The organism is Pseudomonas sp. MYb118 (assembly GCF_040947875.1).
GTDB lineage: Bacteria > Pseudomonadota > Gammaproteobacteria > Pseudomonadales > Pseudomonadaceae > Aquipseudomonas.
Map to the genome: position 1 here is coordinate 2488059 of NZ_JBFRXN010000002.1, position 12130 is coordinate 2500188.

The 12130-nt window shown below is 62.8% G+C and carries 13 protein-coding genes; 8 read left to right on the forward strand and 5 right to left on the reverse strand.

Features of this window, described 5'->3' with window-relative positions; genetic code table 11:
- The first annotated feature begins 30 nt into the window (after nt 1–30).
- From ABVN20_RS17160 to ABVN20_RS17170, 3 genes are read left to right on the forward strand one after another with little or no spacing between them, the layout of a single operon-like run.
- Nucleotides 31–606, forward strand: a complete 576-nt coding sequence (locus ABVN20_RS17160; protein ID WP_368556898.1) for a YfiR family protein — start codon at nt 31–33, stop codon at nt 604–606.
- Complete coding sequence (locus tag ABVN20_RS17165; protein WP_368556899.1) at nt 603–1859, forward strand: diguanylate cyclase; 1257 nt, start codon at nt 603–605, stop codon at nt 1857–1859. Before ABVN20_RS17160 ends, ABVN20_RS17165 begins: the two co-directional genes overlap by 4 nt.
- A gap of 52 nt (nt 1860–1911) precedes the next feature.
- Complete coding sequence (locus ABVN20_RS17170; protein WP_368557720.1) at nt 1912–2364, forward strand: OmpA family protein; 453 nt, start codon at nt 1912–1914, stop codon at nt 2362–2364.
- Here ABVN20_RS17170 and ABVN20_RS17175 read toward each other — a convergent pair.
- On the reverse strand, nt 2361–3308 hold the full coding sequence (locus tag ABVN20_RS17175; protein ID WP_368556901.1) for a LysR family transcriptional regulator: 948 nt from the start codon (nt 3306–3308) through the stop codon (nt 2361–2363). The genes ABVN20_RS17170 and ABVN20_RS17175 overlap by 4 nt on opposite strands.
- A 152-nt stretch (nt 3309–3460) precedes the next feature.
- On the opposite strand from ABVN20_RS17175, the gene ABVN20_RS17180 reads away from it, so the two are divergent.
- Together ABVN20_RS17180 and mmsB are read left to right on the forward strand one after the other, a co-directional pair.
- Entirely contained in the window at nt 3461–4987 is a 1527-nt protein-coding gene (locus tag ABVN20_RS17180) for a CoA-acylating methylmalonate-semialdehyde dehydrogenase (RefSeq protein WP_368556902.1), read from the forward strand.
- 10 nt (nt 4988–4997) lie between these two features.
- Complete coding sequence (gene mmsB / locus ABVN20_RS17185; protein WP_368556903.1) at nt 4998–5885, forward strand: 3-hydroxyisobutyrate dehydrogenase; 888 nt, start codon at nt 4998–5000, stop codon at nt 5883–5885.
- Between the two features lie 93 nt (nt 5886–5978).
- Here mmsB and ABVN20_RS17190 read toward each other — a convergent pair whose 3' ends face one another.
- The 3 genes from ABVN20_RS17190 to ABVN20_RS17200 form a co-directional block, all read right to left on the reverse strand.
- Complete coding sequence (locus ABVN20_RS17190; protein WP_077048014.1) at nt 5979–6329, reverse strand: cupin domain-containing protein; 351 nt, start codon at nt 6327–6329, stop codon at nt 5979–5981.
- Between the two features lie 423 nt (nt 6330–6752).
- Complete coding sequence (locus ABVN20_RS17195) at nt 6753–8150, reverse strand: amino acid permease (RefSeq protein WP_368556905.1); 1398 nt, start codon at nt 8148–8150, stop codon at nt 6753–6755.
- An 80-nt stretch (nt 8151–8230) separates the two neighbouring features.
- On the reverse strand, nt 8231–9127 hold the full coding sequence (locus tag ABVN20_RS17200) for a LysR family transcriptional regulator (protein ID WP_368556906.1): 897 nt from the start codon (nt 9125–9127) through the stop codon (nt 8231–8233).
- Nucleotides 9128–9336: 209 nt separating this feature from the next.
- Here ABVN20_RS17200 and ABVN20_RS17205 point away from each other — a divergent pair, with 209 nt between their 5' ends.
- Nucleotides 9337–10101, forward strand: a complete 765-nt coding sequence (locus tag ABVN20_RS17205) for a sulfite exporter TauE/SafE family protein (protein WP_368556907.1) — start codon at nt 9337–9339, stop codon at nt 10099–10101.
- Here ABVN20_RS17205 and ABVN20_RS17210 read toward each other — a convergent pair.
- Nucleotides 10091–10405: a putative quinol monooxygenase gene (locus ABVN20_RS17210; protein WP_368556908.1), complete on the reverse strand. Its 315-nt coding sequence runs from the start codon at nt 10403–10405 to the stop codon at nt 10091–10093. The two genes, ABVN20_RS17205 and ABVN20_RS17210, sit on opposite strands and share 11 nt — an antisense overlap.
- Before the next feature lie 164 nt (nt 10406–10569).
- On the opposite strand from ABVN20_RS17210, the gene ABVN20_RS17215 reads away from it, so the two are divergent.
- On the forward strand, nt 10570–11160 hold the full coding sequence (locus ABVN20_RS17215; protein ID WP_368556909.1) for an NAD(P)H-dependent oxidoreductase: 591 nt from the start codon (nt 10570–10572) through the stop codon (nt 11158–11160).
- 57 nt (nt 11161–11217) lie between these two features.
- Nucleotides 11218–12129: a LysR family transcriptional regulator gene (locus ABVN20_RS17220; RefSeq protein ID WP_368556910.1), complete on the forward strand. Its 912-nt coding sequence runs from the start codon at nt 11218–11220 to the stop codon at nt 12127–12129.
- Nucleotide 12130: the final 1 nt, after the last annotated feature.

Below are 12130 nucleotides of genomic sequence, written 5' to 3' on the forward strand. Positions count from 1 at the left end.
TATCCCGTTACATCCGAAGAGAATCCCTGCATGAAGGTGGCTGTCAGGACGACAGGACGCATCGTTGCTTGTCAGCAAATCGTGTTCGCAGGTTTTCTCTGTCTGCTCAGTGGCCTGGTTTTCGCGCAAGCGCAAACCCCGTCCGGCATGGCCGATCAACGCGCGCAAGCAGTGACGCAAGTGGTGCTCGGCATCCTCAGTTACGCCCGCTGGCCGGTCGAGCCGACGCAACTGCGCCTGTGCATCGTCGGCCCGACCGAGTACACCGACGACCTGGTCAAGGGCACGACGCAGGCCACTGGCCGACCTGTCACGGTGCGCCGCTTGCTGGCCGACAACGCGTCCATCGTCACCGAGTGCGATGCACTGTATATCGGCAAGCTCACCGGTGATGAACGCAGCCGCCTGTTCACGGCGCTGACCGGGCGGCCGGTCTTGAGCATCAGCGAAAGCGACGACCCCTGCACCGTCGGCAGCCTGTTCTGCCTGCGGGTCGGCGATGAACAGGTGTCGTTCGAGGTCAATCTGGACTCCGTTGCCCGCAGCGGCGTGCGCATTCACCCCAGCGTGCTGCAACTGTCCCGGCGCAGGGCGGCGGCGCCATGAGCCTGTACAGAAGCGGCACTCGCCCGACCTTGCGTTCGGTGCTCGGCCGCGGTCACCTGATCGTTGCGCTGGTGGCGGTGGCCATGGCCAGTGTGTCGCTGACGCTGCTGGGCGTGCTGGCGCTGCGGGTGTATGCCGATCACAACCTGCACCTGATCGCTCGCTCGATCAACTACACCGTGGAAGCGGCCGTGGTGTTCAACGACAAGCCGGCGGCCACCGAAGCACTGGCGCTGATCGCGTCCACCGAGGAAGTGGCCGATGCCCGGGTGCTGGACGCCCGCGGCCAGGTATTGGCCCATTGGCAGCGACCGGAAAGCGGTTTTTTCACCGACCTCGAACTGCAGATGGCCAAGGTGTTTCTGGAAAAGCCGATCAACTTGCCGATCCTCCATCAGGACCGCGAAATCGGCAGCATCGAGCTCACCGGCCACGGCGGCAGCCTGATGCGCTTCCTGCTCAGCGGCCTGGTCGGTATTGTCCTGTGTACTGCCATTAGCGCCTGGGTCGCCCTGTACCTGGCGCGGCGACAACTGCGCGGCATCACCCGACCGCTGCGCCACCTGGCCACCGTGGCCCACGCCGCACGCAGCGAGCGGGCGTTCGACCAGCGTGTGCCGCCGGCCGAGATCGCCGAACTGGACAACCTCGGCAACGACTTCAATGCCCTGCTCGATGAACTGGAAACCTGGCAGACCCACCTGCAAAGCGAGAACGAAACCCTGGCCCATCAGGCCAGCCACGACAGCCTCACCGGGTTGCCGAACCGGGCGTTTTTCGAAGGCCGGCTGATGCGTGCCCTGCGCAATGCGCACAAGCTCGACGAGCGGGTGGCGGTGCTGTTTCTCGACAGCGACCGGTTCAAGGAAATCAACGACAACTTCGGCCACGCCGCTGGCGATGCGGTGCTGGTGGCGGTGGCCAATCGGGTGCGCGGGCAACTGCGCGAAGAAGACCTGGTGGCGCGTCTGGGCGGCGACGAGTTCGCTGTCCTGCTGACGCCGCTGCACAAGAACGAGGACGCCGAGCGCATCGCCGACAAAATCCTCGAGAGCATGGAAATGCCGATTGCCTTGCCGGGGACCACGCAAGTATTGACCTCACTCAGCATCGGCATCGCCATCTACCCCGATCATGGCGTGACACCGGGCGCGTTGCTCGACGCCGCCGATACCGCCATGTACCACGCCAAACGCCTCGCCAGAGGTGCCCAGCACACGTCAGGGTCGGAGCACCCTGTCGCCGACGTTTAAATCAGGAGCTCTATCCGTGTTCTCACTTCGTGTTCTGACCCTCGCATTGTTCATGGCGATCCTGGCATTGACCGGTTGCCAGACCGCCCCGCAAAAAGGCCTGACCCCCGCCCAGGTCGCGGTACTCAAACAGCAGGGTTTCGAATTGACCGATGACGGCTGGGCCTTCGGCCTGTCCGGCAAGGTACTGTTCGGCAGCGATGTCGAAAGCCTCAACCCCCAGAGCAGCGAAATCGTCGAACGCATCGGCAAGGCGCTGCTGGGCGTGGGCATTGATCACGTGCGCATCGACGGCCACACCGATGCCTCCGGCAAGGAAGCCTACAACCAGCAACTGTCCGTGCGCCGGGCAAAAAGCGTGAGCAAGGTCCTGGCCGCGGTCGGCATGCCCGAACAGAACATCCAGCTGCAGGGCCTGGGCAGCAGCCAGCCGGTGGCCAGCAACGACACCGCGGCGGGGCGGACCGAGAATCGGCGGGTGTCGATTGTGGTCAGTGCGGATTAGTCGGCGAACGACATCTCTCGAACCTCGCCCATCAGCAGTCCCTGATTCTGTTCGGTGACTGCGCGGATGTAATCCCACAACAGGGTAATCCGCTTGAGCTTCTTCAGGTCCTCGCGGCAGTACATCCAGAACTGCCGTGTGATGTTGATCTCCTCCGATAACACCGGAAGCAGGCGCGGGTCCTGTGCGGCCAGAAAGCAGGGCAATATCGCCAGCGAGCGCCCTTGCTGTGCGGCGACGAATTGCGCGATGACGCTGGTGCTGCGCAGGTTGGCGCTGGCGTTGGGCAGTACGTTGGCCAGGTACAGAAGCTCGGAGCTGAACGCCAGGTCGTCGACGTAACTGATGAACGAGTGCTTGCCCAGGTCGGCCGGGCGGCGGATGGGCGGGTGTTTGTCCAGGTAGTCCTGGGTGGCGTACAGCTGCAACTTGTAGTCGCACAGTTTGCAGCACACGTACGGCCCGTGTTCCGGGCGTTCCAGGGCGATGACGATGTCGGCCTCGCGCTTGGACAGGCTGATGAAGTGCGGCAGCGGCAGGATGTCCACCGAGATGGCCGGGTAGGCGTCGACGAAGTGGCTCAGCTGCGGGGTGATGAAAAAGCTGCCGAACCCTTCGGTGCAGCCCATGCGCACATGCCCGGACAGCGCCACGCCTGAGCCCGACACCTGCTCGCAGGCCATGTGCAGGGTGCTTTCGATGGCCTCGGCATAGGCGAGCAGGCGCTGGCCTTCGTTGGTGAGGACGAAGCCGCTGGTCCGCGACTTTTCGAACAGCAAGGTGCCCAGGGCGGTTTCCAGCGAGCTGATGCGCCGAGACACGGTGGTGTAGTCCACCGCCAGGCGCTTGGCGGCGGTGCTGGCTTTGCGGGTGCGGGCGACTTCGAGGAAAAACTTGAGGTCGTCCCAGTTCAGCGAACTCAGCGACGTGATGTTTTTTTGCATGTTGGACCGGCTTTTATGTGCGTTCTTATTAGAAGTTTGCACATCTATACTCCAGAAACAGTCCGATCACCACATCGCGACACGCGCCTGATCCCAAGGCGACTTTTTCGCCAAGGCTCGCTCTCTCGACAAAAACAATCCCGGAGACCAGCATGAACGTATCGCTCACGCCCAACGAAACCACGGTGCACAAGGTCAAGCTGTTGATCGACGGCGAATGGGTCGAGTCCCAGTCCACCGAGTGGCACGACATCGTCAACCCGGCGACCCAACAAGTACTGGCCAAGGTGCCGTTCGCCACGGCGCAGGAAGTCGATGCCGCCATCAGCGCCGCCCATCGCGCCTTCCAGACCTGGAAACTGACGCCCATCGGCGCCCGCATGCGCATCATGCTCAAGCTGCAAGCGCTGATCCGCGAGCACTCCAAGCGCATCGCCGTGGTGCTCAGCAACGAACAGGGCAAGACCATCGCCGACGCTGAAGGCGATATTTTCCGTGGCCTGGAAGTGGTCGAACATGCCTGCTCGATCGGCACCCTGCAAATGGGCGAGTTCGCCGAAAACGTCGCCGGTGGCGTCGACACCTACACCCTGCGCCAGCCAATCGGCGTGTGCGCCGGCATCACCCCGTTCAACTTCCCGGCGATGATTCCGCTATGGATGTTCCCGATGGCCATCGCCTGCGGCAACACCTTCGTGCTCAAGCCGTCGGAGCAGGACCCGCTGTCGACCATGCTGCTGGTGGAACTGGCCATCGAGGCCGGCGTCCCGGCCGGCGTGCTCAACGTGGTGCACGGTGGCAAGGACGTGGTCGACGCGCTGTGCACCCACAAGGACATCAAGGCGGTTTCCTTCGTCGGTTCGACCGCCGTCGGCACCCATGTGTACGACCTGGCCGGCAAACATGGCAAGCGCGTGCAGTCGATGATGGGCGCGAAGAACCACGCGGTGGTGCTGCCGGATGCCAACCGCGAGCAAGCGCTCAATGCGCTGGTCGGTGCCGGTTTCGGCGCGGCCGGGCAACGCTGCATGGCCACCTCGGTGGTGGTGCTGGTGGGTGCGGCCAAGCAATGGCTGCCGGACCTCAAGGCGCTGGCGCAGAAACTCAAGGTCAATGCCGGCAGCGAGCCGGGCACTGACGTCGGCCCGGTGATCTCGAAGAAGGCCAAGGCGCGGATTCTCGACCTGATCGAAAGCGGCATCAAGGAAGGCGCCAAGCTGGAGCTGGACGGTCGCGACATCAGCGTTCCGGGTTTCGAGCAGGGCAACTTTGTCGGCCCGACCCTGTTCTCGGGCGTGACCACCGACATGCAGATCTACACCCAGGAAATCTTCGGCCCGGTGCTGGCGGTGCTGGAAGTTGACACCCTCGACCAGGCCATTGCGCTGGTCAACGCCAACCCATTCGGCAACGGCACCGGCCTGTTCACCCAGAGCGGTGCGGCGGCGCGCAAATTCCAGAGCGAAATTGATGTCGGCCAGGTGGGGATCAACATCCCGATTCCAGTGCCGGTGCCGTTCTTCAGCTTCACCGGCTCCCGTGGTTCCAAGCTCGGTGACCTCGGCCCGTATGGCAAGCAGGTGGTGCAGTTCTACACTCAGACCAAGACCGTCACCAGCCGCTGGTTCGATGACGACAGCGTCAATGATGGCGTGAACACCACCATCAACCTGCGTTAAGGAGCCGGACATGAAAATTGCTTTTATCGGCTTGGGCAACATGGGCGCGCCAATGGCGCGCAACCTGATCAAGGCGGGGCATTCGCTGCGTCTGGTCGACCTGAACAAGGCCGTGCTGGCCGAGCTTGAACAACTGGGCGGCAGCATCAGCGCGACGGCCCGTGAAGCGGCGCAGGGCGCAGAACTGGTGATCACCATGCTGCCCGCCGCCGTGCATGTGCGCAGCGTGTGGCTGGGCGAAGACGGCGTGCTGGCCGGGATCGGCCAGGGCGTACCGGCGGTGGATTGCAGCACCATCAATCCGCAGACGGCTCGCGATGTGGCAGCGGCGGCGGCCAAGCAGGGTGTGGCCATGGCAGACGCGCCGGTCTCCGGCGGTACGGGCGGCGCAGTGGCGGGCACGTTGACCTTCATGGTTGGCGCGACGGCAGAACTGTTCGCCACCCTGCAACCGGTGCTGGCGCAGATGGGCCGCAACATCGTGCATTGCGGCGAAGTCGGCACCGGCCAGATCGCCAAGATCTGCAACAACCTGCTGCTGGGGATTTCCATGGTCGGCGTCAGCGAAGCCATGGCACTGGGCGATGCGTTGGGGATCGACACCGGTGTGCTGGCCGGCATCATCAACAGCTCCACCGGGCGCTGCTGGAGTTCGGAAATGTACAACCCGTGGCCGGGCATCGTCGAAACGGCGCCGGCGTCGCGCGGTTACACCGGTGGTTTTGGGGCTGAGTTGATGCTCAAGGACCTGGGGCTGGCCACGGAAGCGGCGCGTCAGGCGCATCAGCCGGTGGTGCTCGGTGCGGTGGCGCAGCAGATGTACCAGGCGATGAGCCAGCGCGGGGAAGGGGGCAAGGACTTCTCGGCGATCATCAACAGCTATCGCAAGCCGCAATGATGCTGTGTGGCTGACGCACTCCTCCAATTCAATTGCACATTGAATTGTTATTTACCGGGAAATCACATCGCGTGATCTCCCGGTTTTTTTGCATCAGGCAAACACGAAATACTTGCGTACGGTCTCCACCACTTCCCAGGTGCCTTTCATGCCTGGTTCGATGACAAAAATATCACCGGCACGCAGGTGGATCGGCTCCTTGCCTTCCGGGGTGATGATGCAGTAACCCTCGCGGAAGTCGCAGTATTCCCACTTCACGTATTCCACGTACCACTTGCCGGGTGTGCAGATCCAGGTGCCCATGATCTTGCTGCCGTCTTCGCTGGTGTAGGCATTGAGGTTGACAGTGTGCGGGTCGCCTTCGAGTTTTTCCCATTTGCAGGCGTCCAGCACGGGCAGCGGGTGGGTGTCGCGAAGAACGGTAATCGGTGCGTTTGCGGTCATGATGACTCCAGGCAGGTGATCAGAGCTGAAGACGCATCCTGCCGGGCCCGACGTGGGCCGAGTTGTCTGTGCTCGACATTGGAATGTCCAGAAACGCTCGCGTGCGCATGATCCCACAGGGGAGTGTGATCAACTGTAGGAGCGAGCTTGCTCGCGATGGAGGCCCAGGCGCCGCGGGATGTCAGGTGTCCCGCGTCATCGTTGACGACCATCGCGAGCAAGCTCGCTCCTACAGGGGGGAATGCGGGCAACTGTAGGAGCGAGCCTGCTCGCGATGGAGGCCCAGGCACTGCGGGGTTTCAGGTGTCCAGCGTCATCGTTGGCGATCATCGCGAGCAGGCTCGCTCCCACAGGAAATCGCAGGGGGCGCATGCATAAAAAAGCCCCGGCATTCTGGGAATGCCGGGGCCATTTTCTGTTGGGTTACTGGGCGACAGGCACGTGTCGCGCCATGCGCAACCGGTAGCAGACGTAGATCAGCCCCACCCACACCGGGATCGCGTACACCGAGGCACGTACCGGCGGGATCATCCAGATGACGCAGATGATCACGGCCATGAAGGCCAGGCACAGGTAGTTGGTGTACGGCGACCAGAACGCCTTGAAGCCCGGGACCACGCCGCGCTGGGTCATGGCCTTGCGGAATTTCAGGTGCGTCAGGCTGATCAGCGCCCAGTTGATCATCAACGAGGCAACCACCAGGGCGAACAGCAGTTCCAGCGCTTCATGGGGCGCCACGTAGTTGACCAGCACGGCGAGCATGGTGATCAGCGCCGACACGCCCAGCGCCAGCAGCGGCACGCCTTGCTTGTTCAGCTTCATCAGCTTTTTGGGCGCATCACCCTGTTCGGCCAGGCCGTAGAGCATGCGGCTGTTGCAGTACACGCCGCTGTTGTACACCGACAGCGCGGCGGTGAGCACCACGAAGTTGAGGATGTGCGCGGCGGTGTCGCTGCCGATCAGGGCGAAGATCTGCACGAACGGGCTGCCGCTGTAGGCATCGCCCGAGGCGCCCAGGGTTTCCAGCAATTGGTCCCACGGGTACAGCGACAGCAGCACGGTGAGGGCGCCGACGTAGAAGATCAGCACCCGATACACCACCTGGTTGATCGCCTTGGGAATCACTTTGCGTGGTTCGCTGGCCTCGGCGGCGGTAATGCCGACCAGCTCCAAGCCACCGAACGAGAACATGATGAAGGCCATCGCCATCAACAGACCGTTGGTGCCGTTGGGGAAGAAGCCGCCATGGCTCCACAGGTTGCTCACCGACGCTTGCGGGCCGCCGGTGCCGCTGAACAGCATGTAGCAGCCCAGGGCGATCATGCCGATGATGGCCACCACCTTGATGATGGCGAACCAGAACTCCATCTCGCCGAAGACTTTGACGTTCATGCAGTTGATCAGGTTGACCAGCACGAAGAACACCGCCGCGCTGACCCAGGTCGGCACTTCCGGCCACCAGAATTGCACGTACTTGCCGACAGCCGTCAGCTCGGCCATGCCCACCAGCACGTACAGCACCCAGTAGTTCCAGCCGGACAGAAAGCCGGCAAAGCCGCCCCAGTAGTTGTGGGCGAAGTGGCTGAACGAGCCGGCCACTGGCTCTTCGACGATCATTTCGCCCAGTTGGCGCATGATCAGGAACGCAATGAAACCGGCAATCGCATAGCCGAGGATCATCGACGGCCCGGCGGACTTGAGTACGCCGGCAGAGCCCAGGAACAGCCCCGTGCCAATCGCACCGCCCAATGCGATCAGTTGAATGTGTCGATTCTTCAACCCCCGCTTCAGCGTTGCCTGTTGCAAAATTTCATCCGCCATCGCGTTCCCTTCTGGTTGTTGTGGCCAGGCCTGATTTGAAAGCGCAGATATTACCCCTCGTAGCCTGTTTGTAATACTGATCAGGGTGCAAGGTTTGTGCTGCGCAATGCTTCGAGCAAGGCCTTGGCGTAACCGGGCAGGCCGTCGAACGAGCGGGCGCAGAGCAACAGTTTGCGTTGTGCCCAGTCTTCCTTGAGGGCGACACGCTTGAACGGCAGGTCGATGCCTCGGCGTTCGATGGCCACCTGCGGCACGATGGCCAGGCCCGCACCGCGCGCGACCATGCGCATCACTCCGTCAAACCCTTCGGCGCGAATGCGCAGCGACAGCCGCGCTCCGGCATGCAACGCCTGTTCTTCGAGGTACACCGCCAAGGCGCTGTTGGCGCTCAGGCCGACGTAATCGTGGGGCAGGGTGTCGCTGAAGGTGGGCGATGCGGCGTGCGCCAGCGGATGGTCCAGCGGCATGATCAGCACCAGCGGGTCATCGCGAAACGCCAGGGTGTCCAGGCCATGGGTGTCGACCGCGTCGGAGACGATGCCAAGGTCCGCCGCGCCCTGGCGCAGGGCATGGATGATGCGCAGGCTGGGCATCTCCTGCAGGTCGATGTCGAGGTTGGGGTGGTGGCAGAGAAAATCCGCCAGCACTTCCGGCAGGTGTTCGGTGATCGCCGCGGTGTTGCACAACAGGCGCACCTGGCCTTTGACGCCCTTGGCGTATTCGGCCAGGTCCTGTTGCATGCGTTCGGCGTGTTGCAGCAGCAGGCGGGCGTGATGCGCCAGGGCCTTGCCCGCTGGCGTCGGCGTGACACCGCGGCGGCCGCGTTCGAGGAAGTCGATGCCCAGCGAGGATTCCATGGCGCGGATTCGCGCACTGGCAGCGGCCAGCGACAAATGACTGCGCACGGCGCCGGCGGTGATGTTGCCGGTGTCGAGGATGTTCAGGTAGAGGCGCAGGTCGGTTAGGTCGAAGTGCATGGGGGTAGCCCGGGGTGATGTGTTGTTTGGGCGGGCCTCATCGCGGGCAAGCCCGCTCCCACAGAGATCGCCACCGGCCCCTGTAGGAGCGAGCTTGCTCGCGATGAGGCAATCAGCACCGCTGAAATTCCAGAGCCTCTACCAAAACAAGAGGCACCCTCAGTATATGGCAGATTTCCATCCAGCCAATCCAGGCTCAGGATAGCCCCATGAACACACTCCTCGCGTACTACCAGAACCTCGGCCTGGCCCTGTCCCTGATGGTCATCGCCACCTTCCTGCTGGCCGGCATGATCAAGGGCGTCATCGGCCTCGGCCTGCCCACCATCGCCATGGGCTTGCTCGGCCTGGCTATGGCGCCATCGCAGGCTGCGGCGCTGCTGATCATCCCGGCGACGCTGACCAACGTCTGGCAACTGGCGTTCGGTGGGCATCTGCCGGCACTGGTCAAGCGGTTGTGGCCGATGCTGCTGGCGATCTTCCTCGGCACCGGCGTCGGCACCCTGTGGATCGGCATGGCGGGCGGGCATTGGGTGGTGCGTGGGCTGGGCGCGGCGTTGCTGCTCTACGCGTTGAGCGGACTGTTCCTGCCGACCCTGCGTGTCGGCGGTCCGACCGAACGCTGGCTCGGCCCGCTGTGCGGGGTCATCACCGGCGTGATCACCTCGGCCACCGGCGTGTTCGTGATCCCGGCGGTGCCCTACCTGCAAGCGTTAGGCTTGAACAAGGACGAACTGGTGCAGGCGCTGGGCCTGTCGTTCACCGTGTCGACCCTGGCCCTCGCCGCCGGCCTGTTGTGGCGTGATGCGCTGGGCGGCGGCGAGTTGGGGGCGTCAGTGCTGGCGCTGATCCCGGCGGTGCTGGGCATGTTGCTCGGGCAGTGGCTGCGCCAGCGAATCAGCGCGCCACTGTTCAAGCGGGTGTTCTTCATCGGCCTGGGCGTACTCGGTGGCCACCTGCTGATCAGCGGGTAGCGGACGACGGGCTGAGCATGTCGATGGCGCGGATGTCGAAATCGCGCTCCAGGTATTCCTCGCGCTTGGCCAGAAATTCCTTCATGTGCGGCAGGTTGGAATGCACGTCGAGGTGCGCCTGGGACTGCCAGATCTCGTAGAAGATGAACAGCGTCGGGTCCTGCTTGTCGCGCAGCATGTGGTACTCGATGCAGCCAGGTTCGGCGCGACTGGCTTCCACATAGCCCCGGAAGAATGCTTCGAAAGCGTCGGCTTTTTCCGGACGGGTCTTGGCGTGCAGGATGAAGCCTTGCATGTCACTCATCAAACGTCTCCTCAAGTTCAGAATGGGCGCCAGTCTATGGCAACAATGCGTGGTTGATTCGTGCGTATAGGTCAAATGAGTTTTGTGAGCCCAAGGCTTATTCCGCGCGAGGCGGATCGTTAATCTGCCGCCATTCCAATTTCTGACCCTTTGCGAGATCACCCATGAAAAAAGTCCTGTTGCTCAATGGCGGCAAAAAGTTCGCCCACTCCGATGGCCGCTACAACACCACCCTGCACGAAGCGGCGCTGGCCGTACTGGACCGCGGTGGTCTGGATGTGAAGACCACCTTCATCGACGAGGGTTACGACATCGCCGAAGAGGTCGCCAAGTTCCTCTGGGCCGACGTGGTCATCTATCAGATGCCAGGCTGGTGGATGGGCGCCCCCTGGACCGTGAAAAAGTACATCGACGAAGTCTTCACCGAAGGCCACGGCAGCCTCTACGCCAGTGACGGCCGCACCCGTTCCGACGCTTCGCAGAAGTACGGCAGCGGTGGCCTGATCCACGGCAAGCAATACATGTTGTCGCTGACCTGGAACGCGCCGCAGCAAGCCTTCGACGACCCGACCGACTTCTTCGAAGGCAAAGGCGTGGACGCCGTGTACTTCCCTTTCCACAAGGCCAACCAGTTCCTGGGCATGAGCGGCTTGCCGACCTTCCTCGCCGTTGACGTGATGAAGCGCCCGAACATCGAAGGCGATATCGCACGCTACGAGCAGCATTTGACCGAGGTGTTCGGTCTCAAGGCTTGAGGTTCCTTTTGCCCCTTATCCAGCTACTATCAAGCCAGTTTCGTTTGAGGGGCATTTGTGAAAGCCAGATCCGATGAGTTGCAGATTTTCGTCTGCGTGATCGAGTGCGGGTCGATTTCGGCGGCGGCCGAGCAGGTCGGGCAGACGCCGTCGGCCGTCAGCCGTACCTTGTCGCGGCTGGAAGCCAAGCTCGACACCACCCTGATCAACCGCACCACGCGGCGCATGGACCTGACCGAGGAGGGCAAGTACTTCTTCGAACACGCCAAGCTGATCCTCGATCAGATGGATGAACTCGAAGAGCGCCTGACCTCGCGTCAGCAGACCCCGTCGGGGCGTTTGCGCATCAACGCCGCCTCGCCGTTCATGCTGCACGCCATCGTGCCGTACGTCGATGAGTTCCGCAGGCTCTATCCCGACATCCAGCTGGAACTCAACAGCAACGATCTGATTATTGATCTGCTGGAACAAAGCACCGACATCGCCATCCGCATCGGCACCCTTGCCGATTCGACCCTGCATGCCCGTTCCCTGGGTTGCAGCCCGCTGCACATCGTCGCCAGCCCCGCCTATCTCGAACGCCACGGCACCCCCATGGTGGTCGAGGACCTGAGCCAGCACGCGCTGCTCGGCTTTACCCATAACGAGGGCCTCAACCAGTGGCCGCTGCGTTATGTGCACGGTGACCGCTGGCCGATCCAGGCGTCGATCAGTGCGTCCAGCGGCGAGACCATCCGCCACCTGGCGCTCGAAGGCCAGGGCATCGCCAGCCTGTCGCACTACATGACCATCGAGGACATTCGCGCCGGGCGCCTGAAGGTGCTGCTGGCCGATTTCAACAGCGGTTACCGCCAGCCGATCAACGCGGTGTACTACCGCAACTCGCAACTGGCCCTGCGTATTCAATGCTTCCTGGATTTCATCCAGGGCAAGTTGGCGCTGTACGCGAGCTCAAACTTCAAGGACTGAT

What these genes read in the sequence shown, in the direction of transcription:
- ABVN20_RS17195 (WP_368556905.1), bottom strand. Translation starts at nt 8,150, where the DNA reads ATGGCGGATGAAATTTTGCAACAGGCAACGCTGAAGCGGGGGTTGAAG.
- ABVN20_RS17215 (WP_368556909.1), top strand. Translation starts at nt 10,570, where the DNA reads ATGAAAAAAGTCCTGTTGCTCAATGGCGGCAAAAAGTTCGCCCACTCC.
- ABVN20_RS17210 (WP_368556908.1), bottom strand. Translation starts at nt 10,405, where the DNA reads ATGAGTGACATGCAAGGCTTCATCCTGCACGCCAAGACCCGTCCGGAA.
- ABVN20_RS17165 (WP_368556899.1), top strand. Translation starts at nt 603, where the DNA reads ATGAGCCTGTACAGAAGCGGCACTCGCCCGACCTTGCGTTCGGTGCTC.
- ABVN20_RS17175 (WP_368556901.1), bottom strand. Translation starts at nt 3,308, where the DNA reads ATGCAAAAAAACATCACGTCGCTGAGTTCGCTGAACTGGGACGACCTC.
- ABVN20_RS17200 (WP_368556906.1), bottom strand. Translation starts at nt 9,127, where the DNA reads ATGCACTTCGACCTAACCGACCTGCGCCTCTACCTGAACATCCTCGAC.
- ABVN20_RS17170 (WP_368557720.1), top strand. Translation starts at nt 1,912, where the DNA reads ATGGCGATCCTGGCATTGACCGGTTGCCAGACCGCCCCGCAAAAAGGC.
- ABVN20_RS17160 (WP_368556898.1), top strand. Translation starts at nt 31, where the DNA reads ATGAAGGTGGCTGTCAGGACGACAGGACGCATCGTTGCTTGTCAGCAA.
- mmsB (WP_368556903.1), top strand. Translation starts at nt 4,998, where the DNA reads ATGAAAATTGCTTTTATCGGCTTGGGCAACATGGGCGCGCCAATGGCG.
- ABVN20_RS17190 (WP_077048014.1), bottom strand. Translation starts at nt 6,329, where the DNA reads ATGACCGCAAACGCACCGATTACCGTTCTTCGCGACACCCACCCGCTG.
- ABVN20_RS17205 (WP_368556907.1), top strand. Translation starts at nt 9,337, where the DNA reads ATGAACACACTCCTCGCGTACTACCAGAACCTCGGCCTGGCCCTGTCC.
- ABVN20_RS17180 (WP_368556902.1), top strand. Translation starts at nt 3,461, where the DNA reads ATGAACGTATCGCTCACGCCCAACGAAACCACGGTGCACAAGGTCAAG.